The 22,503-nt window shown below is 56.1% G+C and carries 21 protein-coding genes and 4 pseudogenes; 8 read left to right on the top strand and 17 right to left on the bottom strand.

Annotation, left to right across the window (positions count from 1 at the left end; all coding sequences use genetic code 11):
- Positions 1-733 precede the first annotated feature (733 nt).
- Positions 734-1,918, top strand: a complete 1,185-nt coding sequence (gene ampC / locus ACYZT9_RS11615) for a class C beta-lactamase (RefSeq protein ID WP_462010204.1) — start codon at positions 734-736, stop codon at positions 1,916-1,918.
- 147 nt (positions 1,919-2,065) lie between these two features.
- On the opposite strand, the pseudogene ACYZT9_RS11610 reads toward ampC, so the two are convergent.
- From ACYZT9_RS11610 to ACYZT9_RS11585, 6 genes and pseudogenes are all read right to left on the bottom strand, one after another.
- Positions 2,066-2,155: pseudogene (locus ACYZT9_RS11610) on the bottom strand (LysR substrate-binding domain-containing protein); the annotation flags it as partial.
- A gap of 36 nt (positions 2,156-2,191) precedes the next feature.
- On the bottom strand, positions 2,192-2,944 hold the full coding sequence (locus ACYZT9_RS11605; RefSeq protein ID WP_462009897.1) for a TetR/AcrR family transcriptional regulator: 753 nt from the start codon (positions 2,942-2,944) through the stop codon (positions 2,192-2,194).
- A gap of 212 nt (positions 2,945-3,156) precedes the next feature.
- Positions 3,157-3,666: a flavin reductase family protein gene (locus tag ACYZT9_RS11600; RefSeq protein WP_462009896.1), complete on the bottom strand. Its 510-nt coding sequence runs from the start codon at positions 3,664-3,666 to the stop codon at positions 3,157-3,159.
- Positions 3,667-3,702: 36 nt separating this feature from the next.
- Positions 3,703-4,932, bottom strand: coding sequence for an acyl-CoA dehydrogenase family protein (locus tag ACYZT9_RS11595; RefSeq protein WP_462009895.1), 1,230 nt, complete (start codon positions 4,930-4,932; stop codon positions 3,703-3,705).
- A 291-nt stretch (positions 4,933-5,223) separates the two neighbouring features.
- Positions 5,224-6,189 (bottom strand): annotated as a pseudogene (locus ACYZT9_RS11590) (IS1182 family transposase); the annotation flags it as partial.
- Positions 6,190-6,372: 183 nt separating this feature from the next.
- Entirely contained in the window at positions 6,373-6,975 is a 603-nt protein-coding gene (locus tag ACYZT9_RS11585; protein WP_462009894.1) for a TetR/AcrR family transcriptional regulator, read from the bottom strand.
- Between the two features lie 242 nt (positions 6,976-7,217).
- On the opposite strand from ACYZT9_RS11585, the gene ACYZT9_RS11580 reads away from it, so the two are divergent.
- The 3 genes and pseudogenes from ACYZT9_RS11580 to ACYZT9_RS11570 all read left to right on the top strand — a co-directional run.
- The gene (locus tag ACYZT9_RS11580; RefSeq protein ID WP_462009893.1) at positions 7,218-8,135 is read left to right on the top strand and encodes an OB-fold protein; all 918 of its coding nucleotides are present in this window, start codon (positions 7,218-7,220) and stop codon (positions 8,133-8,135) included.
- Between the two features lie 139 nt (positions 8,136-8,274).
- Positions 8,275-9,168, top strand: a complete 894-nt coding sequence (locus tag ACYZT9_RS11575) for a hypothetical protein (RefSeq protein WP_462009892.1) — start codon at positions 8,275-8,277, stop codon at positions 9,166-9,168.
- 62 nt (positions 9,169-9,230) lie between these two features.
- Positions 9,231-9,809 (top strand): annotated as a pseudogene (locus tag ACYZT9_RS11570) (transposase); the annotation flags it as partial.
- 39 nt (positions 9,810-9,848) lie between these two features.
- Here the strand turns inward: ACYZT9_RS11570 and ACYZT9_RS11565 are convergent.
- Both ACYZT9_RS11565 and ACYZT9_RS11560 read right to left on the bottom strand, forming a co-directional pair.
- Positions 9,849-10,688 carry an alpha/beta fold hydrolase gene (locus tag ACYZT9_RS11565; protein WP_462009891.1) on the bottom strand — a complete coding sequence of 280 codons (840 nt, stop codon included), beginning with the start codon at positions 10,686-10,688 and terminating at the stop codon, positions 9,849-9,851.
- A gap of 107 nt (positions 10,689-10,795) precedes the next feature.
- Positions 10,796-11,689 carry a LysR family transcriptional regulator gene (locus ACYZT9_RS11560; protein ID WP_462009890.1) on the bottom strand — a complete coding sequence of 298 codons (894 nt, stop codon included), beginning with the start codon at positions 11,687-11,689 and terminating at the stop codon, positions 10,796-10,798.
- An 8-nt stretch (positions 11,690-11,697) separates the two neighbouring features.
- Here ACYZT9_RS11560 and ACYZT9_RS11555 point away from each other — a divergent pair.
- Positions 11,698-12,675 (top strand): annotated as a pseudogene (locus ACYZT9_RS11555) (MFS transporter); the annotation flags it as partial.
- A 119-nt stretch (positions 12,676-12,794) separates the two neighbouring features.
- On the opposite strand, the gene ACYZT9_RS11550 reads toward ACYZT9_RS11555, so the two are convergent.
- From ACYZT9_RS11550 to ACYZT9_RS11540, 3 genes are all read right to left on the bottom strand, one after another.
- Positions 12,795-13,805, bottom strand: coding sequence for an acyltransferase family protein (locus ACYZT9_RS11550; protein WP_462009889.1), 1,011 nt, complete (start codon positions 13,803-13,805; stop codon positions 12,795-12,797).
- Between the two features lie 436 nt (positions 13,806-14,241).
- Positions 14,242-14,568, bottom strand: coding sequence for a low molecular weight protein tyrosine phosphatase family protein (locus ACYZT9_RS11545; RefSeq protein ID WP_462009888.1), 327 nt, complete (start codon positions 14,566-14,568; stop codon positions 14,242-14,244).
- Between the two features lie 18 nt (positions 14,569-14,586).
- Positions 14,587-15,276 carry a winged helix-turn-helix transcriptional regulator gene (locus ACYZT9_RS11540; protein ID WP_462009887.1) on the bottom strand — a complete coding sequence of 230 codons (690 nt, stop codon included), beginning with the start codon at positions 15,274-15,276 and terminating at the stop codon, positions 14,587-14,589.
- A 104-nt stretch (positions 15,277-15,380) separates the two neighbouring features.
- Between ACYZT9_RS11540 and ACYZT9_RS11535 the strand changes: the two genes are divergently transcribed.
- Both ACYZT9_RS11535 and ACYZT9_RS11530 read left to right on the top strand, forming a co-directional pair.
- Entirely contained in the window at positions 15,381-16,322 is a 942-nt protein-coding gene (locus ACYZT9_RS11535; protein ID WP_462009886.1) for a carbon-nitrogen hydrolase family protein, read from the top strand.
- 72 nt (positions 16,323-16,394) lie between these two features.
- Positions 16,395-16,829, top strand: coding sequence for a GFA family protein (locus ACYZT9_RS11530; protein ID WP_462009885.1), 435 nt, complete (start codon positions 16,395-16,397; stop codon positions 16,827-16,829).
- Positions 16,830-16,973: 144 nt separating this feature from the next.
- Here ACYZT9_RS11530 and ACYZT9_RS11525 read toward each other — a convergent pair whose 3' ends face one another.
- The 5 genes from ACYZT9_RS11525 to ACYZT9_RS11505 form a co-directional block, all read right to left on the bottom strand.
- Positions 16,974-17,726 (bottom strand): GGDEF domain-containing protein, encoded by a 753-nt coding sequence (locus tag ACYZT9_RS11525; RefSeq protein ID WP_462009884.1) that lies wholly within the window; start codon positions 17,724-17,726, stop codon positions 16,974-16,976.
- Between the two features lie 14 nt (positions 17,727-17,740).
- Complete coding sequence (locus ACYZT9_RS11520; protein ID WP_462009883.1) at positions 17,741-18,127, bottom strand: DUF1987 domain-containing protein; 387 nt, start codon at positions 18,125-18,127, stop codon at positions 17,741-17,743.
- Between the two features lie 19 nt (positions 18,128-18,146).
- Positions 18,147-18,716, bottom strand: a complete 570-nt coding sequence (locus tag ACYZT9_RS11515; protein WP_462009882.1) for a SiaB family protein kinase — start codon at positions 18,714-18,716, stop codon at positions 18,147-18,149.
- Positions 18,717-18,718: 2 nt separating this feature from the next.
- Positions 18,719-19,933 carry a SpoIIE family protein phosphatase gene (locus tag ACYZT9_RS11510; protein WP_462010203.1) on the bottom strand — a complete coding sequence of 405 codons (1,215 nt, stop codon included), beginning with the start codon at positions 19,931-19,933 and terminating at the stop codon, positions 18,719-18,721.
- Positions 19,934-20,139: 206 nt separating this feature from the next.
- On the bottom strand, positions 20,140-20,868 hold the full coding sequence (locus ACYZT9_RS11505) for a nitroreductase family protein (protein WP_462009881.1): 729 nt from the start codon (positions 20,866-20,868) through the stop codon (positions 20,140-20,142).
- Between the two features lie 99 nt (positions 20,869-20,967).
- On the opposite strand from ACYZT9_RS11505, the gene ACYZT9_RS11500 reads away from it, so the two are divergent.
- Complete coding sequence (locus tag ACYZT9_RS11500; protein WP_462009880.1) at positions 20,968-21,612, top strand: TetR/AcrR family transcriptional regulator; 645 nt, start codon at positions 20,968-20,970, stop codon at positions 21,610-21,612.
- A gap of 296 nt (positions 21,613-21,908) precedes the next feature.
- Here the strand turns inward: ACYZT9_RS11500 and ACYZT9_RS11495 are convergent, their stop codons facing one another.
- On the bottom strand, positions 21,909-22,337 hold the full coding sequence (locus ACYZT9_RS11495; protein ID WP_462009879.1) for a hypothetical protein: 429 nt from the start codon (positions 22,335-22,337) through the stop codon (positions 21,909-21,911).
- Positions 22,338-22,503: the final 166 nt, after the last annotated feature.

Below are 22,503 nucleotides of genomic sequence, written 5' to 3'. Positions count from 1 at the left end.
CGTGACTAAGACTGGTGCAGAACTTTCGATTTGCTGCCGTAGAGACAGGTAGCTTTCGGCCAGAAGCGGTCTCTCGACAATACTCAGGGAAGAACCATGCAACCATCACTCAATCGGATAATGCCCAATTTAAGATACTGCCGGCGCTCGGAAACATTTTCACACAGCCTCGGCCGAAATCAGTTAGTCGTGCGATTTGTATAGCCCTATGAGCGGGAGGCGTCGGCTACGGAAAGCTACCAGTGCGATCTCCGTTACCTCTGCTGAGGATAAGAAGGTTTATGGCAAATTCAGGGCATCGATAGGCCGCCTTGGGCCCGGCGCAGCGTGAAGTTTGCGCCTATTTTATTGGCTTACGGCCATTAACTATAATAAATAGTACCATTGATTCTAATGTGTCGATATTGGTGGGCTAATATCAAGCCGACAAGCAAATACGCTTTGAATATATGTGCGTGAGGTTGAGTTGTCGGTAGATATTATGGTGGTGCGACTTCAAATAATTATTAATCGTTCCAGGTAAAGCCGTTGTTAGTAGGCTGACGAGGCTGACAATGGATTCTAATATTCTGATGGATATATTGGATACGAGCGCTGATGCGGACGTAATTAATGCCTCCGTACGTTTCTCTTCACCAAAAAAGAATAGTTGGTAGAGTTTTTTGTCGATCATGAAGATCAAGAGTTCCACTGTTGTTCAATAGTCATAGAGGATCTTTCAATCATGTACGGAATGACTCTGGCCAGGCTGGGTGGCTTTGCCGTTATCGCATTTTTCCTCGGCGCAGGTAGCTGCGTCGCTGGAGATGATGTAGAAAACAGGCTCAGGGCTGTCGTGGACGCGGCTATCCGACCGGTTATGCAAGAGTATGGCATTCCTGGCATGGCGGTGGCCGTAACACTCCATGGGAAGCAGTATTACTTTAACTACGGCGTTATCTCCATGGAGGAAGGGAGGCCGAAGGTCACCGAGCAGACAATTTTTGAGATCGGCTCGATTAGTAAAATCTTCACGGCGACCCTCGCATCCTACGCGCAGGAAACCGGAAAGCTTTCCCTGTCTGATCCCGCAAGCCAATACCTGCCTTCGCTGCGTGGCAGCAGCCTCGACAACATCAGCCTGCTCGATCTTGGAACCTACACGGCCGGCGGTCTGCCGCTGCGGTTTCCGGGCGATGTGGACAGTCACGAAACAATGATCGGTTATTTTAAAAACTGGCAACCGAACTATGCCGCCGGAACAATGAGGCTCTACTCGAACCCGAGCATCGGTCTGCTCGGCTTTCTGACCGCCGAGAGCATGGGGGAGCCTTTCGAAGATCTACTGGAAAAGAAACTGTTTCCGATGCTCGGCCTGAAGCAAAGTTACGTCAGGGTCCCTCAAGCGCAGATGAGTCTTTACGCGTACGGCTATAGCAAAGAGGGCGTGCCGTCCAGGATGGTCCCAGGTGTTCTGTATGCCGAGGGTTATGGCGTGACATCCAGCTCGGCGGACATGATTCATTTCGTCGAGGCAAACATGCAGGAGGTGGATCTGGATGAGCCTCTGCAACGTGCGATCACTGCAACGCATACAGGCTACTATAAGGTCGCAGATATGACGCAAGGCTTGGGATGGGAGTTTTACCCATATCCAATAGAGCTCGACCGCTTGCTCGCGGGCAACTCGTACCCAATGATCCTTGAGGCCCATGAAATTACCCGGCTCAACCCTCCGCTGCCGCCGCAGGATAACGTGCTCATTAACAAGCCAGGCATGACGGACGGTTTCGGCGCTTACGTGGCCTTTGTTCCAGCCAAGGGCATGGGCATCGTGACGCTGGCGAACAAGAACTATCCCCTCCCTGCGAAGGTGAAAGCCGCCCATGAAGTATTGACGGCCCTGGATACTCGGATTGGATCGAGTGCACATCAGTGAGCGCTTGAAACTCTATGCCCTTAGCGAGGTGGCCTGGATGAGGATTGGTGGGCAATGTTTTTTGTCCACCCGATTCAGCGACTGTGGGTCGGGAACTGCCCTTCGCGGGAGGCAGTAAACGGTCAAAAGCAGGCAGTCGCTGACCGATCATATTTGTTCCAGCAACCAGGTGTGAAACGCGATGAGTGATGGCAGCATTTCGTTGCGCGGCGGATATGTTAACTGCGCTGACTGGCGAAAGGACGCCGAGTGCTTCCAGTCTGAATAGGCCCGCTATGGCAACTCGGACAACGTTGGCCGCGCGAGATCGATCTGGATAATCCGCTCTACTTCATCATGAGGAACGCCGAGGCCGCGAAGGATGTACTGCACCATGCTCTCCACCGCACTCGCTGGGCGCTCCCCTTCGAGGATCTTGCGCAGCAGGTAAAGCATGCCGCCAATGATGCAGTCGACGGTTGAGGTGATATCGACGACGTCGAAGGCCTTGGAGTTGTTGCCTGTGAGAATGTCCCGGGCCAAGGGGTTCCCCATGGTCGATATCATGTCGTTGATGCTGTACACCGAGTGCACCAGAAACCAGCCCCAGACCGGATCGGTAAGACCGCGGTGGATGGTTCTACGAATGTTGACCCCAACTCTTTCGGCGATGCCGGCCTCTGGCGAGGTTGCCGCATCCAGCGCCTCGATCATCAGCATGGCGTCTTCGATGAAGACCGCGCGGGCGACTTCTTCTTTGCTGGAGAAGTAGTTGTAGAAAGAGCCGAAGGACAACTCGGCTTCCTCGGTGATGTCGTTGATGGCGGTGGCTTCGATGCCCTTGCGGCCCATCACCGAGCGGGCGGCCCTCAGCAGTCTGTTGCGGGTACGCAAGCGGGCCTTTTCATGGATGCGGGGTTGGCGTGGCGGGTTTGCTTCAACAGCGGCGGGAGATGCAGTGGGTAAGGCCTTTCCCTTTTTAGCAGCGGGTTCTGCTGCTTTCCGGCGTTTAGGCGGCTGGGCCTCGTGCGTTACCTTGTCTTTCATGTCACTTACCATCATCGGCGCTAGAGCAGTCGGCGAAAGGATACCCGAGTCAACTGGAGCATGACAGCGGCCGGCCCGGAGCGCGAATAACGGTGCTTCGTTATCCCAGGTTGGCCCTGCAATAACGAAGCATCCACGCAATGACGTCACAAACGTTTCTAGCCCCAGCAAAAAACACGCCGGGTAGCCAACGTCAGAACGGGTGTTTTCAGCTAGCCAAGATCAAACCAACAGGTGGCCGGGTCGAGGGCATGCAACTGTTTGTAGGCACCCGAGAAGAACAACAGCGGACGGCCGTCCGACTCCTCCAGGGCCTCGACATCGGCGGTGTAGATCAAATGATCGCCGCCGACATGCACGGCATTGGCGCGCACCGCTAATTGTACCAATGCACCGTCTAATACCGGCGCCTGGTCCAACTGGCGGAATACCGGCTGCTGATCAGGGATGGGGCGACCGCCGAAATGGCTGCTGACCGCCTCATGCTCCTCCCGCAGAAAGCTGATGCCAAAGGCATCGCCCGCCTGAATGCTGCTGGCAAAACGCGCCTGGGTGCGCACCGCGATCAGCACCATGGGCGGGTCCACCGACAACGACATGAAGGCATTGGCCGTCATACCGGTGGGCTGACCTTCATGGATGAAGCTGACCACGGTAACACCCGTGGCAAACTTGCCCATCACGCGGCGAAACGACCGCGCATCTACGTCACAAACTTGCATAACCGGACTCCTCGTCGATACGCACGATCACGCCGCTTAGATAAAAGGGGTGCCCGGGGTCATGCCGCAGAGGATCCGGCCGTAGGTTTCGAAGTTGGTGTTGGGGCTGACAATGCCATGCAGCGACGCGATACGGGCGTCCTGCCAAATCTTGGCCATGGGGTTATTGACCGCCGCCAGCGAGCCGCCTGAGGCTGAGGCCAACAAATCGACGGCTTCCCAGATAAGCTTTTCGGCGTATCCAACATCGCGGCGTACCTTGGCGCGTTCTAGAAAATCCATGTAGCTGCCGGAGGCGGCGCTGATGTCCATGGCGTCTGCATGGCGTTCGAGGATGGTTCGCGCCGCATCGATTTTGGCGGAGGCTTCACCGACCTGCAGGTGAGTGATCGGCGCCTCGGACTGCTTGGCGTACCAGGAGTATTGAATGCCCCGACGTGGCAGGGTTTCCAGAAAGGTTTCCAGCGCTGCTACGCCCAGTCCTAGCGCCGGAAAGGCCAGGATTATCGACAGCATCGGCATGCACGCAGTGCGGAACAGCGGTTCATCCGCCAAGTGGGTGGACAGGTAGTTCCCCTCGATGGCCTGGGAGACTGACGCGATGCGCGCCTGAGGCACGAACACGTTTTTCACCATAACGCTGGAACTGCCGCTGCCGCTGATCCCGATCACATTCCAGTCGTGCAGAATTTCGATCTGTTCGACGGGAATCAGCGCAACGCCTTGGTCGACCATATTGCCGCTGGCGTCCACCAAGGGAATTCCCAGCATGTCCCAGGTAGCGTGATAAATCCCGGAGTTGAAGCCCCACAGCCCCTCTTCAATCAGGTAACCGCCTTCCACCTTCTTGACCACCGCCTTGCGCGGCGACAGCACGCCCACTACGCGCGCCGGCTTGCTGCCACGAAATACCTCTTGCGCCGCAGCTTCGCCAAAGAACGTAGCGGCGGACCAGGTGGTGACATTGATCAACGCCGTTACCCAGGCTACCGAGGCGTCGGCGCGACCCAGTTCGGCCACCACGTTGAGGAAAGTTCGCACCGAGACAGCCTCACCACCAAACTGGCGCGGCGTAGTCATGCTTAACAGGCCGCCGGCTTCGAGGTCCGCGATGGTTTCGGCGGGCAGGCGGCCGAGAGCAGCGGTTTCCTGGGCACGAGCCTTGAGCGTAGGGATCAGCGAGCGAGCGTAGTCCTGCAAAGCAAGGCCGCGATCGCTTGCGCTATCGATGGGTTGCACTGGGTCTGCTGGGTAAATCGCGTTCATGATTTCATCCTTTTTTGGTGTTGTTTTGTGATGCTCATGACCAGGAGCGAAAGCCGGGGCAAGAGTTATTGATATAGTCATCATATTTGATGATGTCATCAATAGTTCTTTTAGAGTGTTTGATTCTTACGATCACAGCGTCGGTGGGCAATACGTTCTAAACGCACTTGGCTTCATGCCTGTAACGCGGGCTTGGGTCAGCCACAAACGCCAAGGCAGGTGCCGGGATCTAGTAGTCGCCATGAGCAGGGCCGAGCAACGGTCCCGGGTCTGGCATGATCCAGCGATGATAAGGGTCTGCCCCGCAGGGCATCGATACTCGTCCGACACAATAAGATAAATGAAATCCTGCTTGCCAAATCTGCCTTCGACTTTGCTGCCAGATGTGAGGGGTTTCGGTACGTAGGTAGTGGTTCGCCATATTGCTCAGCTGCCCGCGATCATTGCCAACGTTGGTCACCTCATGGGCAATGATCAGATGGTGTTTGTCGTCGACAGCGGTTTGTACGTTGTAGCCAACCGTTTCGGTGCCTCGGCCGCTCGTGGCCATTGAGCGTGCATCTGGATCTGTGAGGGAGATCTGCTGGTCTGGACTTTCGTGGAGCTGAACCTCGATATCCTTGAGTTTCTGCATCTGCTTTTTCAGTGTTTCTATCTTTTCTTTAAGCCGCTCTGCTTTGGCCTCGGCCACTTCGGGCGTTGCCCGATCCGCCGAATCCATCGCCGCCAGATATCGATCAATGCTCTGCTCGATCTGCTGCATGCGAGCCTTTACTTTGCCCTGGGTGAAGTTACGGTCGCGTTTGTTGACGGCTTTGAATTTGCTGCCGTCGATGGCGATGATCGACTGAGAGAAGAGATTGAGGGTGCGGCAAAGAACTACGAACTGGCGGCATACGCTTCGAATGGCTTTGCCGTTGTCTTTGCGAAAGTCGGCAATGGTTTTGAAGTCCCGGGCCATACGCCCTGTCAGCCACATCAACTCGACGTTGCGCTCGGCCTCACGCTCTAGCCGGCGGCTGGACTGAATCCGATTGAGGTAGCCGTAGATATAGATCTTCAGCAACACCGCTGGATGGTGGGCCGGACGACCCGTTGCAGCAGGATCAACACCTTCAAACCCAAGTGCACCCAGGTCGAGTTCATCGACGAAAACATCGACCACTCGGACTGGATTTTCTTCGGTTCGTAGTCGTCCAGGCACTCCGGCAGCAGCGTCACCTGCGTCCGAGTCTCACCTTCAATGAATCGCTTCATGATCGCCCCCGATACGATCTGGACGATCAGAAGGGTAGACAATCATTTGGCGTTTTCACACAGCCTGGACCCAAAGCTGGCGGTCAGCAGCGGCAGAATTCGGCCCGTATTTAACAAAATAATCGGCTGATTGCTCGAGTTACAATGCGACCTGCTAAAAGGATTTGGCTCTCGTTAGAGTGTTTAGTCCGGCGCGTAAGCCTTCAGAAAGGTAAAAACGGCTCGATCCACCGCGAGCGCAAGTTCCTTTTCATCTGGGGCGCTTTCCAGCACGCGTAACAGTAATGGCTCGGCAAGGTCAGCCTCCAATAGGGCGCGCAGATGCTCTGCGGCAAGTTGTGGATCGGCGGTGCGCAAGACTCCCAGTGCCATGCAGTTGGATAGAAACGCTGCAACATGTGCCCGCAGAGAGATGATCTTGGTGAAGAACAGTTTGCCGATATCAGAGCGTTCCGCTTCGGCGATCATCAGGCGGCGCACAGCCACCATGTCGGCGGAGCAGATCAACCGCAGGAAACTGACTCCAAAATTTCGAAGTACTGATTCCGGGTCGGTTCGAGATGCATCCAACTGCGCAATGGCTCCCGAGATGTACTCTTCGGCGGCACCCACCATACATTCGAGGAACAGATCTTCCTTCGAGGGGAAGTGGCTGTAGATCGTCGCCTTGGAGCCGCCAACCTCGGTGGTTATTTGTGAGACAGATGTCTTGTCGAACCCCTGCGTACGGAATAACCGGTAAGCGGTGTCCAGAATCGCGTCCCGCTTAGCACTCCTTCTATTCATGTGTTCTCCTTCGCTGCATGAACTGAACTGTTCTGTACAGTTTTTCTTGACGGAAGCCCAATGTCAACGATATAAACTGTACCGTACGGTACGGATCTACAAATTCTCTATCGATAATCGTCCCTTGCCACCTGTCACCCCGGCACCTCTTCGGGTTTGATTGCTAGCTGCAATCCTCGTCGCGGTCTGGGAGGGCGCCCAAAACTACGAATGAACAACTCAAGGAATTCGAGGAGCTATCAATGGCCCAACCTATCGAAAATTTCACCCCAAGCACTACTATTCCAAGACGCAGTAAACGCGGGCGACTGACGGTTCTGTTCGGACTGCTTGCCATTTTTTTGATGATTGCGGGAGCCGGTGGATGGGTCTACTTGAGTCAAATGGACTTTCGCCATGCCGAGAAAGCGCCAGGGCTCACGGTAGATAGCGGGGCGATGAGCTTTTTCCAACATGTAATGGAGCAGGACTATCTGGTAGGACTTTCCGGCGGCAAGTCGGCTTTGGCGGAGCTTTCCTTGGTCAGCCCGGTTGAGCAGATGCCGAGTTCCAGTCTGGCAGCCCTGTATGCAGAGGGCGAGGCGATGGCCACTGAGTCCTACAAGGGCAAGAAGGTAATTGTCAGCGGAAAAATCGTCGCCGTCAGGGTTGACTTCAACGATGACGTGATCGTCGAGCTTCCCGGTTATGACCTTTTCTCCAATGTTCAGGCGGTTCTCCACCAGGACGCCAAGCGTTACACCGGCCCTATCCTGAAAGGCGAAAATGTGCGGCTTTATTGCACCGTGCATGGAAAGACGCTCGCCGACATCGCCAGTCTGGTCTACCTGACGGATTGCGAATCGGTTGATCTCAGTAATGATGCCCGCGAGTTCGCAGCGCACCTTACTGACAAGATGAATACCTGGTTGCACACCGGGGGCTCACACGATTTTCGTTCCGATTACGTCGCCTCCTATTTTCTGACGACCTATCTCACCGGAACAAGGTTGCCGGTAGATCACCCGTGCCGACTCAAGCACGCCTCCCTCGATGAATGTGTCAGTTCATTCGAGTCTATTGACCTGCGAGCCCTATTTGAAATGGCAAGGGTCGATCTCGATAGTTGGCGCCCATGGTTAGGATTACAGCCACTGGCAAGGCAGGTCAGCAGCCGTTGATCCACTGAACTCCTGAGGTTGGACTTCATGATGATTCATCCTGACGCGATCGCGGCGACTCAGATATCCCGCGTTACTTCGATAGTCAAGTTCGAGGTCACAGCCCAGGCACCCGCCTTTTTATGGAGCCCCCCACACCATGCCTAAAACCCTAGGCTTTGCCCTTGCCGCCCTGCTCGCCGTCGCCGCTATTTCATTGTGGACTCTATTCGCCCAGTTCGCCCCAACCGTCAAATCCGCCATCGAGACCGAAGGCGGCCTTGCCACTCAAGCACAGGTGCTCGTGGGTACCGTTGAATTCTCGCCCTTCTCCGGAACGGGGGTGCTCGATGGGCTTACCGTGGGCAACCCTAATGGTTTTTCTTCGCCCTATGCGGTGGTGGTGAACCGTGTCGCCTTGCAGGTGGAGAGTGCCTCCGTTCTTGGAGGCGGCCCTGTCATTGTCGACTCCGTCACAATCATCGCGCCGCAGATCACTTTCAAGGCGCAAAGTCCCACCGCCATTAGCAATCTGGAAACTATCAAGAACAACGCCCAAGCCTATTCCGCCACCCCGGCTGCTATACGGGCGGACAGCACCGTACGCAAGGTCATCATCCGCGATCTCACCGTCATGGGCGGCTCGATCTCACTTGACATTCCCCTGTCCGGAGGCGCGCTTACGGTACCGCTGCCTCCGCTGCATCTCGCCAATATCGGCGTGACCACAAACGGTGCCACCCCGCCCGCGATCATCCGCGCCGTGTGCGAGGCACTCGCTGAGGCAGCCAAAAAGGCAGTCACCGAAGCCATTGCCCAGAAGGTCAAATCCGTTGCCCATCTGCTCAAGCCGCCCGCAGGTGGGTTACCAAAGCTACCGCCGCCGCCTTTGCCCCAGCCAACTTCCCCACCCGGTCCTACTGACATAAAACCTATGCCGTCCCCGCCCGGTTTTCCCGACATAAAACCTCTGCCATCCCTACCCGATCCTCCCAGCGTAAAGCTCTTGCCTCCTCCCGGCGTGAGGGCCTTACCGCCTCCACCTGGCTTTTAGGGTCTGACTGGGCCACTGCACGCCGGGCGTGTTTGGCGGCATTATTGTGTACGCCCTGATGCAGTACATTCAAGGACGTCAACAATCGTGACCGCAACTTCACTAGCGCCAAACTAAAGCGGCGAATGGAAGAAATTGAATCGAGCATCAGCCGCTACCTGACCGCGCTTGATGCTGCTGATCGACAAGAACCCACTGCCTCCGAGCCCAACGCCGCGCGGCTGGAAGAGAAGATCGCCAAGCTGAAGACGCGAATGAAAGAGCTTCAAGCGATTGAAGCTCAGCTCAACGAATCGCCGGATAAACCGGTCTCACTGACCGATCCAGACACCCGCTCCATGATGACGCGCGGCACCGGAATTGTCGGCTACAACGTGCAAACAGCGTTCGATACCCAGAACCATTTGATCGTTGCACATGAGGTGACCAACGTCGGTTCCGACCGCGATCAACTCAGCTCGATGGCCAAGCAAGCCCGCGAGGCGATGGAGTCAGATACATTGTCGGTAGTGGCTGACCGAGGTTACTTTAAAAGCGAACAAATCCTCGCTTGTCACGAAGCAGGTATCACCGCCTATGCGCCCAAGCCGATGACCTCTGGAGCCAAGGCTGACGGGCGTTTCAATAACGATGCCTTCATCTGCACAATCTTGGGCAAGCCCATTAGCAGGCATCAGCGATCAATTGCGCTCGGATTGCAGCAGGCGTGGCTTGGACATGCCGTTGGCGATCATCGGCGCGGGCTCTTCATCGCCGTGCTGCCGGCAGAGGAATTCGCGTATCGCTTCGGCGGTTCGCCTGGCGCTGGTCACCACGAAAAAATGCCCCTCCCCCTGCAGGATGTGCAGTTCGGCACGGCGAATGGTGCGGCGCAGGATGTGCGCGTTGTACAGCCGCACCAGGGTGTCGCGTTCGCCGGTGAGGATCAGCGTGCGCTGGCGCAGACGGAACAGTCGCAGCAGGCTGGTCCAGCCGACCAGGGCGGTGAGCTGGTGGTAATAAGTTCGCGGGTTGCCCGTGAGCATGCCGTTCATCACACCGAAGCGCAGCAGCGTCTGTATTGAATTGCGCGAGCCTTTTTGCTTGCGCAGTTTGGCGCTTTTGCTCCTGCCAAAAAAATCCAGGATGTCGGCGGGCTTCACCAGCATCGCCGGGCCGGCCGAGGTCGCCGCGAGGATCAGCCGGCGCACCATGCTCGGGTAACGCAGGGCGAACTCTTGCGCCAACGCACCGCCCCAACTCACGCCGAACACATCGACCTGGTCGATTCCCAATTGCTTGAGCATCTCGGCGATCAGGTCCGCATGGCGCGGCAGACGCATCGGCCAGCGGGGCATTTGCGATTTGCCGACCCCAGGCACGTCCAACGTAATGGTCCTGTAGTCCACGAGTTCATCGCGCAGGGGATCGAAGGTACGGATCAAACCACCCAAGCCGTTGAGCAAGAGCAGCGGTGAGCCTTCGCCGCGGATTGAAACGTTCAACTGCAAGTCTTTAATGGTTAATTTTTGCGTTGTCATGATTTCCCCCTTTGCCTGCCCCCTGTTAAGACAACGTCTGGCGTTTACGTTTCAAAAAACGGTGACATTGTTGGCACGGCCCACTCGCCGAGTTCCAATCGTCGTGGTCACGCATCCGTGGCGGTCAGGCTGTCATCGGGTGGCAAGCGGTCCACCCGCAATGCATCAACGACCAGCGAAAATGCCTGGGAAGGTTGCCGGCGGCTGGGGTAGTACAAGTGAAAACCGCCGAATGGCTCACACCAGTCTTCCATTACCCGAACCAGGCGCCCTTGAGCCAGTTGTGAGGCGAACTCGTCCTCGGGCAGGTAAGCGATGCCCAGCCCGCTCACCGCTGCATCGGCGATATGGGTGGTGGAGTTAAACAGCAATTGGCCGTTTACCCGCACTTTCAGCTTCTGGCCCTGACGCTCGAATTCCCACGCGTCCATACCGTCATAGGTGGGGAAACGTATGTCAATGCAGCGATGTGCTGCCAGATCGCGAGGGTGTTCAGGGATAGGGTTTTGGGCTAAGTAGCTTGGCGCTGCCACTACGGCCATCCGTATTGCCGGGCCAATGGGCACGGCAATCATGTCTTGGGCCACCGTGTCACTGAAGCGCACGCCAGCATCGAAGCGGTCGGCGACGATATCGCGAAAGCCATAGTTGATATCGAACTCCAGCTTGATATCCGGGTACATCTGCAGCAGCGGCGTCAGCTTGGGTAGCAGCGTCGTTTTGATGATGTTGTCACCGCAGGTAATCTGCACCGTACCGGCCGGTTTGTCGCGCAGCTCGGTCAAGGCTTCCACTTCGGCTTCGATTTCATCAAAGCGATGGCCCACCGCTTCCAGCAGCCGCTCCCCCGCCGCAGTCAGAGAAACGCTGCGCGTGGTGCGAGTAAGCAAGCGAATTTTTAGACGTGCTTCCAAGGCCGAAACCACCTGACTCACTGCCGATTGGGTCACCCCAAGTTGCACCGCAGCGCGGGTGAAGCTGCCCACGCGCGCCACGGTCACAAAGGCCCAGCTGGATCGCCGGCACCGTAAATCGAAAGACTCTGCTTCTGGCGTTAACCGGCTTGATAACTGTCTCGGGCGCCGTCGTGGCACTTGCTCCGAACTACCTGATTTACATGGTTGGGCGTGCCCTGATTGGTGTGGTGATTGGCGGCTTCTGGTCGATGTCGGCAGCCACCGCGATGCGCCTGGTTCCGGCCGCACAGGTGTCCAGGGCGCTGGCTGTTTTCAACAGCGGCAACGCCTTGGCGACCGTGGTGGCAGCGCCACTGGGCAGTTATCTGGGCTCAGTAGTAGGTTGGCGTGGTGCATTTTTTTGCTTGGTTCCGGTGGCGCTAATTGCACTCGTCTGGCAATGGGTCAGCCTGCCAAGTATGGCAACGCAGGAGCGTTCGCCAGGTGCTGGCAATGTTTTCAAACTGCTGAAAAATCGCACGGTGGCGCTGGGCATGGCCGCCGGCAGCCTGTTCTTTATGGGCCAGTTTGCGCTGTTCACTTACCTGCGCCCGTTTCTGGAAACAGTCACCTTGGTCAACGTGCCGACCCTTTCTCTGCTGCTATTGGTGATAGGCATGGCTGGCTTTTGTGGCACGACGATGATCGGCGTGGTGCTGAAACGCAGCCTATACGGCACCCTCAGTACTGTCTCACTGCTGATGGCCGTGATTGCTTTGGGGTTGATTCCTGCTGGCACTTGGGTTATCCCCGTGGCGGTGCTACTGGGGCTCTGGGGATTTATTGCGACGGCAGCGCCAGTGGGTTGGTGGAGTTGGATTGCGCACGCCTTGCCACATCATGCCGAGGCGGGCGGTGGACTGATGGTGGCAATCGTGCAGTTGGCCACCGCAGTGGGTTCCACCGTGGGTGGCGTACTGTTTGACACTCTCGGCTACCAGAGCACTTTCATCACCAGCGCAGTGCTGCTAATGCTGGCCGCCTTATTGACGTTCCTAACCTCACGTTCGCCGGTGCCGCACACCCGGTGACCCTTCCGGCACGAAAAACGGCAACAACGTCGGCTGGATGGATGGATGGATGGATGGATGGAGAAACGCTAACACGTCCAGCCGCTCACTGAGGACTGCTCGCGACCCTCTGCAGACGTTTAGCTTGTAACAGACTGCCTCGCTACTTTCTTTGCAAATGTCTTACCAAAAGCAATCCACCATTTTTCATAATAGAAGGTCGAGATATGCGCGGTGAGAAAAATTGCAACGAACAACAAAGGGCGCTTCAAATATTTTATGACGGTATCTCCGCTTCCCAACCAGCTCTGTTCTAGCAGCGGATGAACAACGTAGAGAGCGTACGAGATGGTGGCGATATAAAATAGAACGCGATTATTCAGAATCTGGGCAGCTCGTGTCCGGCTATTGAGCAATGTGCTCCCCACCATTGCTGCGGCAAGATAGGGGCGAAAGTAGTTCATGAAGCCCGCATCGGGATGACAGGACAAGGCAAACAGGAGGAATAAAACTATTTGCGCGCCCCCCATTTGTGTCGAGAGTTTTGAAAGGGGGTTACCCTGTGTTTTATTGTAAATCAGTGCAAGTATGCAACCAGCAAGTATTTCATCGATGCGGTAATACGTGTTGATTGCGACATGGACATCATTCATGACTCGGTACATCGTGACGGCGATGCAGAGAAGCGGGATTAGCACTACCCACTTGTTTCTCATCAGAACTACCAACAAAGCTATGGCCACATAAAATTGGACCTCCATGCACAAACTCCATAGGTGGCCGTTTGCATGGCCAAGCCACATGGGCGGCCAGTTGGCAATGAACAGGAAGTTTGCGATGTAGAAATCCGAAGTGCTGCCCATGACAAATAAAGCAATTGCCATGTACAACCAAGCGAGAGGCACAATCCGAAAGATCCTGCGGATTAAAAAATCAACGACGCTGCTGTTGCTGAGTAAAAAACTTGTTATCAGAAAACCCGAAAGCGTAAAAAATATAGCCATTCCCATAACGCCTGCGGCGGAATTGAACTGCCAAGGCTTTGGGCCAAGCGGTAGCAGGTGGCACGCCAAGACAAGCAAGATGCTCATCCCGCGCCATCCATCAAGTACGCTTAATCGAGAGCCTGCGTCTGAAGACTGTGAATTCATATAAAAACCCCAGTAGTCACAACGGTGGAAATTTTATGAAATCAGACCATTTAAAGCCTGGAGTCTAGGACACCTTTTTCACTTTACACTTCACGCCATGAAAAAATTCCAGTCGCGAGGAATTCGCTTGCGCTCGCAATCGCGGCTTTGCGGGTGCAACGACGAACAAGTAAAAAAAAGGGCGCCATCAAGGCTAATGCCAGTCCGTTGAGGAAATTGCAGGAGCGAGCTTGCTCGCGATGGACTCGAGAGCGCCGCGTTTTGCCCGTAAGTACGCGTTATCGTTCACGACCATCGCAAGCAATCGAGCGTCGACCGGCTGCTCCTACAGCGAACAATTCGCCTGACTGATCGGCATTAGCCATCAAGGCGCCTGTTTTTTTGTGTCCGTGATCAACGTGGTTCACCGGCATCCAACGGACGGCTGGCCCTCACTTCAAGAAGGCAAATACCGCGTCACTTTCGCGTCCAATAACTTGATCAGCGCAGGCTCCATGTACTGAAACTCGTCAGGTATGTCTAGACACACAACACTTTTTTCCCCCAGTTCCGAACCAAATCGAGCCACCAGTTTGTTGCGATGAATCGGCTCCATGACAAATACCAGATCAGCCCACTGCAGCAATTCCAGGCTGACTGGAACATACGCATCATTGCTGATACCCGCCGATGCAGTTTCCACGCCCGGCCAATCAGCAAAATGGTGTTCGGCCGTGGGGCTACGCAGGCGGTTTTGGCTGCAGATGAAGAGCACGTTTAACATCGGGGTCGCTCCAAACAGTTACCGAGTCACGGCCGCGCTCCGGGTGCCCGCGAACGCGCTCGTGCCAAGCCAGCGCCACAGGTTTTCCGCGTCCTTCACGGCGCCATCCACGCGCAGCTCTCGCGACTGAAGAACCTCCCGCGGGGTGCGGTCGCCCGCCCACACCTCGGTCAATGCGCGCACGCTCGAGTCCACGATGAGCGTCAGTTCGCGGCCGGGGTCGTCGCGACACAGGTCTGCCACACCCTCCTCGACCACGAGCCACCACGCTTGCTCGCCGGGCCGGGCGTCGCGGAATTTGAAGTGGATGACCACCGGTCGAGGCGGGAACGTTTCGATGCGCACGAACCGGCGCACGTCCCACATGAGCAGGCCCGCGTCGAGTTGGTCATCGCGAAGGCGGCTGCCGATCCAGCGCGCGCCCCAATGACCAAGCGCCATGATGATGGGGCGCAATTCCTCGCCCGCCTCGGTCAGGCTGTACTCCCAGACTTTGCCTGTGGCCGTGCGGTGCACGACGCCGATTTCTTCCAGATGGCGCAGCCGCTGTGCCAGCAGGTTGGTGGACATCCGGGGCACGCCGCGGTGCAGTTCGTTGAAGCGCTTGCTGCCGCAGAGCAACTCGCGCACGACCAAAGGTGTCCAGCGCTCGCACAGTGCTTCAGCACCGCGTGCGACCGTGCAGAACTGACCGTAGCTTTCGTCCATTGCCTGGGCTCCGCAATTACAACGCTTCAGATTCTGAACTAGCCCCGCGACTTCGCCACGCGCACGCTCAAGCCTTAGAAAGCCAAAAGTCAAAGGAGAACGCCATGACCAAGGTAGCCATCATTCAGCGCCCGCCCGTGCTGCTCGATCGCAGCGCGACGATCACCCGGGCCGAGCAATCGGTCGCCGAGGCTGCGGCGGCAGGAGCCTCGCTGATCGTTTTGCCCGAACAGTTCATTCCAGGCTACCCGTCGTGGATCTGGCGGTTGGCGGCGGGAAAAGACGGGGCCGTAATGGGCCAGTTGCACACGCGGCTGCTGGCCAACGCCGTTGATATCACCAACGGTGACCTGAGCCAATTGTGCGAGGCCGCCAGGGTTCACGCCGTGACGATCGTGTGCGGCATCAATGAATGCGACCGGTGCAATGGTGGCGGCACGCTCTATAACAGCGTAGTCGTTATCGGCGCGAGCGGCGCAGTGCTCAACCGACACCGCAAGCTGATGCCGACGAATCCCGAGCGCATGGTGCATGGCTTCGGTGATGCCTCCGGGTTGCGTACGGTCGATACACCGGTCGGTCGCCTTGGTACGCTCATCTGCTGGGAAAACTACATGCCGCTGGCACGCTATTCACTGTATGCCCAAGGGGTGGAGATCTACGTCGCACCCACGTACGACAGTGGCGAGGGCTGGATCAGCACGATGCGCCACATTGCACTCGAAGGCCGCTGTTGGGTGCTCGGCAGCGGCACCGTACTTCGCGGCAGCGATATTCCCGACGACTTCCCGGCGCGTACGCAACTGTTTCCCGATCCGGACGAATGGATAAACGACGGCGACTCTGTAGTGGTCAATCCTCAAGGTCGGATCGTGGCCGGTCCGTTGCACCGAGAGGCAGGCATTTTGTTTGCGGACATCGACGTCACACTCGTGGCGCCAGCGCGTCGGACGTTCGACGTCACCGGGCACTACGCGCGCCCTGACATTTTCGAACTGCAGGTGCGGCGCACGCCGACGACAGCGGTGCGCTACATCGACAGGTGAAGGCAGGCAACGTTCAGGCGATCCATGCCATGTCCGGCGGTATCGCCTGACAATTGATCAAGGAGTCATGCCATGAGCATTGAACGGTCTTACAAAGGCAGCTGTTTTTGCGGTGCAGTCGAGTTCACAGTCAGCGGCGAGCCGGCCGCGATGGGCTATTGCCACTGCGAGTCGTGTCGACATTGGTCAGCAGGGCCGGTCAATGCCTTCACGCTATGGAAACCCGAGGCGGTGCAAGTGACTCGAGGCGCTGACAACATCGGCACCTACAACAAGACACCGCAGAGTTACCGCAAGTGGTGCAAGACGTGCGGCGGGCACCTCTTCACTGAACACCCGGGGATGGGGCTCATCGACGTGTATGCGGGGGTCATCCCGGATCTCGCGTACTCGCCCAGCGTTCACGTTCACTATCAAGAGACCGTGCTGCGCATGAAGGATGGATTGCCCAAGCTGAAGGATGTCGCCAAGGAATCAGGAGGATCGGGCATCAGCGTGGACGAATAGCGCTGGCGAGGGCAGCGTCTGGCATGGGTAAGAAGGCAAGCCGAATCTGGCTTCAAGGTGATGACCAGCTGCTTTTGCCGGACGCTTACACTGCAGGCGCCCTGTCGGGTGGACGAGTCGTTTGAGGCGCGTGCTTCGGTTGTTCTACGCTTCGCCTGCTGCCTGTACACGATTTCTGCCAGAGCGCTTCGCGTGGTAAAGCGCTTCATCCGCCAGGCCGTAGGCGGAATCGAAACTTGTTCCCACTGGACTGGCACTAACGCCAAAACTCGCGGTGATTCGTCGGTTCACTGGACTGCCAAACACATGAGATGCAATCGCTTCGCGCATGGCCTCCGCAAGCCTCAAACCCTCCACAATTTCTCCGGCGGGGATCAGTACGGTAAATTCTTCACCGCCAACTCGTCCGATTATTCCGCTATCGCCTACGATCCGACGCAGGCAGCCGACTATTCCCTGAATGACTATATCCCCCGCAGGATGACCGAACTCGTCGTTCACTTGCTTGAAGTGATCAATATCCAGGACGACCATCACGGCACCGGATTTTTGCAGGGCCTGTACGGTTAAATCAATCACTGCGCCACGGTTCAGCACACCCGTCAGGGCATCGTGGGTCGCGCGATACTCCAGTTGGCGGGCCAGCGTTTGCAGTTGTGCGTTAAGGGTGTTCATTTCGCGTTCGGCCCGGTCGCTCCGGCCGATCAGGCGGCGTGTCTCGCGCATCAAACGCTCGAAGTGTGTAGCCATGCCAGCAAGGGAACACCGGTACACTTCGGCGTCAGCCCCGCTTAACGCCAGAATAGCGCGAGCGTGTTCAAGCGCATCATTCTCGCTTTTGAACAGGTCGTAGGCTGGATCACCCAAAGTGCTGACGGAAGCGACTGGAGCGGGCATTTTTTATCATCCCCTCAGGTGGTGATCGGATGATCGTTGAACATAATTGAGGTGAAGTCGGCCTTCAGTTCCTCACCAAACTCAAAAATCGTGTCGTCTTCCTCATCGTGGTACCAGTTGACTTCAATCTGATTACCGGCCTGAGCCGACCGATCAAGCGCATCGAAAATGCTGAACAGCATTTTTGTACTGGAGCTATTGAAATAGGCCAGTGCGATGTTCGTTGTAATTCTCGCCCCCTCTCGCCCCTGCAGGAAATTGCGTAAGTGCTGGATGATCGGGGCATAAAATGCAGCAGCGTTTTCGGGATAAGACTCGCCTTTTATCGACAGAAGGTTTTCATCGAAACGGAAGTCTACTTCCGGCGAAGTTGCAGTTGCGTCAATGTAGAAATTATCCATGGCGAATGTGTCACTCGACTCAAATGATGGCTTTAAGGCAGAACAAGGTAGTGTCCGGATCATCAGCTCTTGGATGAAAGTAGAACTCCAGTGGCGCGCAAGCATCGCGCGCCATTGTCAGAAACCCCAAACCGGCTCCTTTACTGTCCACTGGAGTCTCCGCCCGCAACGTCACTTTGTAAGCGTGCTTTATTTCTTCAAGCGACATCTTGCGCAGGGGGTCGAGCTTTTCACGCAAGCGATCGACGTCCTTTGTTGCGATAGGGTTGGCACAGAGCATCAGATGGTGCTCACCTTCCTTACTGATGCACACCGCGCCCTGGCGCAGAACCGACTCATCGGAAACCGCAACATGCAGCGAATCAGACGAGTAGTGGATGATGTTCTGGGACAGCTCGATAAAGGATGAGAACAACTTACGCCGTGTCGGACCACTGACTCCGGAAATTTCAAGTTGCAGCTTCACGACCTCAGCCATGGCCGCAATGATGGGGTGCGAAAAATACCCCATATGATAAAAAATGACGTTCCGCTTTTGAGCCAAATCGAAGAAAGTACAGTCGTGGTGCGCGGATGGGGAGTTCAGCATTATCAGTTCCTGATGCGGGCACAAAAAAGGGTCAAGTCGTCACGACGGGCTTGTTCTCCCTGCCAACTTGCAAGTGTACGTTGCACCTCCTCGCAAATGACGGTTGAGGATTTATCGCGATGTTCCAGTATCGTTTCGAACGCCTTGCGCTTACCAAATGCGATCTTTTTGGGCCCGCCAATCTGGTCCGTGAGGCCATCGGTGACGATGAAGATGAGACTTCCTGGCGGCATGTGAACGGTACTCACCTCCCACGCAAAGTCGAAATCGCTGTCAACATAACCGACTCCCATACGTTGACCGGTAATGGTTTCAAGCTGGTCGGCATCGGGTTTCAACACATTCAACGACATTCTGGCTCCAGCAAATCCCAGTATTTGGGTGGCTGTATCGAACCAAAAAAAAGCAGCATCAAGGCCGTCATCGGACTCCGGCGTGCCGTCCAGCCCATTGACTTGCCCTAGCAGCCCTTTAACGCCTCGATTGACGGCTGATAGAAGATTCGCAGGGTCACGGGGTCCTATCTGGTCAAGCGCTTGGGTTAAAGAAGATGATGCGATCAGGGTCATGAAGGCCCCCGGAACGCCATGACCGGTACAGTCTGCAATGGCTCCGAACCATCCATCGGGGTAAGCGCAAAAATGGTAAAAGTCGCCGCCAACAACGTCCCGTGGCTCCCACAACAATGCCGCATCATCCAGCGTGGACGCCAAGGCGTCGCGAGAAGCCCGAAGCATTGCGCGCTGAATCACACTCGCGTACTCAATGCTCTGCATCATTTGGCGGTTTTTTTCAGCTTGCATTGCGGCCACCACAGCCATCAGTTGCAAGCCATTTCCCAAGCCGATGAAGTGGCCGTTTTTTGTCACGATGAAGCCGTCCGCGAGGGCCTTTTCACCATATTCCACCGTTTTGAACGCCAACTCTTCGATGCTCATCTCGGCATCTACGATTAACGGTTCCTTGTCCATAAAAGCGATGCAGCTCTTTTTGTCATACAGCTCCCGGTGAAAAGGTTTGCTCATTTGTGAGAGAAAAATGCTCCGGTTTATTAAACCGACCGGGCGCGCATCTTCAACCACCGCCAGGCACACGATATCCCGCTGCGCGGTGAAAATTTCCATCACAAGCGTGTTGGTGCTGTTCAAGCCGATCGCAGGTACCTCATTGCACAAATCCCCTGCACATTTATGATCTCTGGGTAGCTTGGGACGCATGAAGGTGAAGTGTTCTGCGCTCATACTGAAATCATCGCACCGACTAAATGCAGAACCATAGCCGAATGATATTAAACTGATATTACAGCCAGAAACTTTATCTTCGTAAGAGTCCATGCAGGCTCGCATCGCCAAAATGTTTGCCGGCCGTTGCCTGCTTCAAGCCGCCATCGATCCGGTCCGGCTTCTCCCATAGCAGTTGTCTCTCAGTGTGAAATGACAATGTCGTTCACCGGATTACGCCACCGCTCCTCAATCCTCGCGTCATCGGCGCGGTAACCCAGTGCAATCACGAGAGGAATGACAGAGCCCCGCGGGAGTCTGAGCAGCCTGGCAACCTGCGAGGCAGAAAAACCCTCCATGGGGCACGAGTCGATGCCTTTCGCGGCCGCTGCGAGCATCAGTGTCTGAGCGGCAAAGATGGCGTTGCGCGCGGCCCATTGGCGACCGCCGACAGGACCGATGGGGATCAGGGACAACGTGGGACGAATCAGTGCCGCAAGGAGAACAAGCGGTGACCACAGCGCGGAAGATCCAACGCCCAGGATTTTTTGAAACATCCCTACTTGCTTGCGATAGTAGGCTTTCGAGTCCGGTCCCAGCGCTGGGGAACTCTCAACGTGCGCGAGCTGCTTCTGGGCTGTGCGAAGGCCTAGCGCGGGACTGGCGACAACGACAATAAAGTCTGCGGCCGTTGCGGCTGCCTTTTGTCCATTGCATGCATTAGCGATGCTGGCTTTCAAGGCCGGGTCTCGAACCCAGTGCAGCTCGTAAGGCTGCAGATTGCCGCTTGAGGGTGCATAAGCTGCTTCAGCGAGCAGCGCCTGCACCTCCTCCTCTGGAATGGGTGCCCGGTTGAATTTCCGAATGGCTCTGCGAAAGCGATTCGCTGCCTGAAAGGCGTCCCAAGGGCGTACGAAAACTTGTGTGTTCATGGTTCAAATATTCTCAAGGACGGGAAGCGCGTTGTGCTTTCACGTCGCAAATCGTAAGTTAAAGCTTATCTTTTAAAAACTCGCGTTCCGGGGCCTTCTTTGAGCAAACGCAGATCGACCGTCATCCCCCGGAAAATCCCGGCTCAGGCACGTTCCCGTGCGACAGTCGATGCGATTATTCAAGCGGCGACTTACATTTTGACCAAGGTCGGCTGGGAGGGCCTGACGACCAACGCCATTGCCGAGCGTGCAGGGGTCAATATTGGTTCGCTGTACCAGTTCTTTCCGAACAAGGAAGCCGTGATCGCCGAGTTACAGCGGCGTCACGCCGTGGCAACGCGCGCCGATCTGCTTGAGGCGTTGGCGGTCTTGCCGTCGCAGCCCTCTCTTCGAGAAGCGCTGACGCTAATCGTCGAGATGATCGTCAATGAACATCGCGTTGCGCCGGCGGTACACAAAGCCATTCACGAAGAATTGCCGCGCACGGTGAGGCACCTGCCGGAGGACAATGATCAACTTCGCCGGCAGTTCGCGCAGGTACTTGAACCGTTCATGAAGAACGTGCCTGACCCCGATCTGTCGATCTATCTGATGAGCATTGCTGCGCATGCGATCATCCACACCGTGACGGCTGATCAGCCAAAACTGCTTGGGCATTCTGGCTTTGTGCCGGAGGTTGTCATCCTGCTGGAAAATTATCTATGCAGGCCGATATCGCCCCACGTTGCGAGAAATCCCCCATAAACGGGCTTTATTACCCGCATCCTGTGTCAACTTTTCTGCTGGAAACTGGCCAAAGAATCAGGCTGCCGCGCTATCCGGGAACGATAGGCTGTTGAATTTTCTGGCATAGAGAATGCTGTGCGTTCACTAGCGCATCGCGCATCGCCAGCCCTTCCGAGGAGTCACCTTCATGCGAAGTGAGCCGCTAATCCTCACATTGGTACTCGTGCTTTTCATCCTTGCGATAGGGGCCGCCTGGAGTCTCATCAGCTTGTTCAGCAGTTAAGAACCAGTGGGGAGCATTCATTACGCTTGGGTTACAACTGGCGGGCGTGTCGCAAACCGATTAACAGAAACAGAGTGAGCAGACCGAGGACAAGTCCACCACTGGTAGCCGGTTCTATCACTGGCGCAGGGTGATCGGGTTCGCAGGCAGCGCTATTGAGTTGCTCGACAGTAATCTGGTGATAATCCGACGAAGACCGCGTTTGACCCATCTGGATCTGCGCCTGCTGCTCCAGATCCAACACCTGATACTTCCAGAGCGTTGACGATCCTTCTCGGCAGTAGGTAAATGCAGCGGGATTTGAAGCGGTAATGATACAAGCGTCGTTGATGCCCAGTTTTTGCAGCGTTTCTGTAGCGGATCGGGTGAAGTCCAGGTCGAAGACCGGAATAATCCCGGTACCAGAAGCGGCAAGCGAAACCAACAGGCTGCTCATGGCGCAGGTAGCTGAAATGTTCAAGGCAGGGCTCCCTTTTCTCCATTCCCTGGTCAAATGTTGATCGAGCGTTTCCCACGGCCCGACATGTAGACTTGCGAGGGGTTCAGCCATTTTCAGCCTGACAAACGGCCTGGTTTTTTTAAGAGAGTGAGGGCATCCATGCCCTCCCCTTCGCTTTCCAGCTTCT

Source organism: Pseudomonas sp. ZT5P21, assembly GCF_054897785.1.
The sequence above is the reverse complement of the archived record's forward strand: the minus strand, read 5'-3'. Positions and strand labels throughout refer to the sequence as shown.

Excerpts from the sequence above, each read along its gene's own strand:
- ACYZT9_RS11505 (WP_462009881.1), bottom strand. The coding sequence starts at position 20,868 with ATGAACACACAAGTTTTCGTACGCCCTTGGGACGCCTTTCAGGCAGCG.
- ACYZT9_RS11565 (WP_462009891.1), bottom strand. The coding sequence starts at position 10,688 with ATGACAACGCAAAAATTAACCATTAAAGACTTGCAGTTGAACGTTTCA.
- ACYZT9_RS11600 (WP_462009896.1), bottom strand. The coding sequence starts at position 3,666 with ATGCAAGTTTGTGACGTAGATGCGCGGTCGTTTCGCCGCGTGATGGGC.
- ACYZT9_RS11585 (WP_462009894.1), bottom strand. The coding sequence starts at position 6,975 with ATGAATAGAAGGAGTGCTAAGCGGGACGCGATTCTGGACACCGCTTAC.
- ACYZT9_RS11525 (WP_462009884.1), bottom strand. The coding sequence starts at position 17,726 with ATGCCCGCTCCAGTCGCTTCCGTCAGCACTTTGGGTGATCCAGCCTAC.
- ACYZT9_RS11550 (WP_462009889.1), bottom strand. The coding sequence starts at position 13,805 with ATGAATTCACAGTCTTCAGACGCAGGCTCTCGATTAAGCGTACTTGAT.
- ACYZT9_RS11605 (WP_462009897.1), bottom strand. The coding sequence starts at position 2,944 with ATGAAAGACAAGGTAACGCACGAGGCCCAGCCGCCTAAACGCCGGAAA.
- ACYZT9_RS11545 (WP_462009888.1), bottom strand. The coding sequence starts at position 14,568 with ATGTTAAACGTGCTCTTCATCTGCAGCCAAAACCGCCTGCGTAGCCCC.
- ACYZT9_RS11595 (WP_462009895.1), bottom strand. The coding sequence starts at position 4,932 with ATGAACGCGATTTACCCAGCAGACCCAGTGCAACCCATCGATAGCGCA.
- ACYZT9_RS11580 (WP_462009893.1), top strand. The coding sequence starts at position 7,218 with ATGGCCCAACCTATCGAAAATTTCACCCCAAGCACTACTATTCCAAGA.
- ACYZT9_RS11520 (WP_462009883.1), bottom strand. The coding sequence starts at position 18,127 with ATGGATAATTTCTACATTGACGCAACTGCAACTTCGCCGGAAGTAGAC.
- ACYZT9_RS11540 (WP_462009887.1), bottom strand. The coding sequence starts at position 15,276 with ATGGACGAAAGCTACGGTCAGTTCTGCACGGTCGCACGCGGTGCTGAA.
- ACYZT9_RS11535 (WP_462009886.1), top strand. The coding sequence starts at position 15,381 with ATGACCAAGGTAGCCATCATTCAGCGCCCGCCCGTGCTGCTCGATCGC.
- ampC (WP_462010204.1), top strand. The coding sequence starts at position 734 with ATGACTCTGGCCAGGCTGGGTGGCTTTGCCGTTATCGCATTTTTCCTC.
- ACYZT9_RS11530 (WP_462009885.1), top strand. The coding sequence starts at position 16,395 with ATGAGCATTGAACGGTCTTACAAAGGCAGCTGTTTTTGCGGTGCAGTC.
- ACYZT9_RS11510 (WP_462010203.1), bottom strand. The coding sequence starts at position 19,933 with ATGCGTCCCAAGCTACCCAGAGATCATAAATGTGCAGGGGATTTGTGC.
- ACYZT9_RS11515 (WP_462009882.1), bottom strand. The coding sequence starts at position 18,716 with ATGCTGAACTCCCCATCCGCGCACCACGACTGTACTTTCTTCGATTTG.
- ACYZT9_RS11575 (WP_462009892.1), top strand. The coding sequence starts at position 8,275 with ATGCCTAAAACCCTAGGCTTTGCCCTTGCCGCCCTGCTCGCCGTCGCC.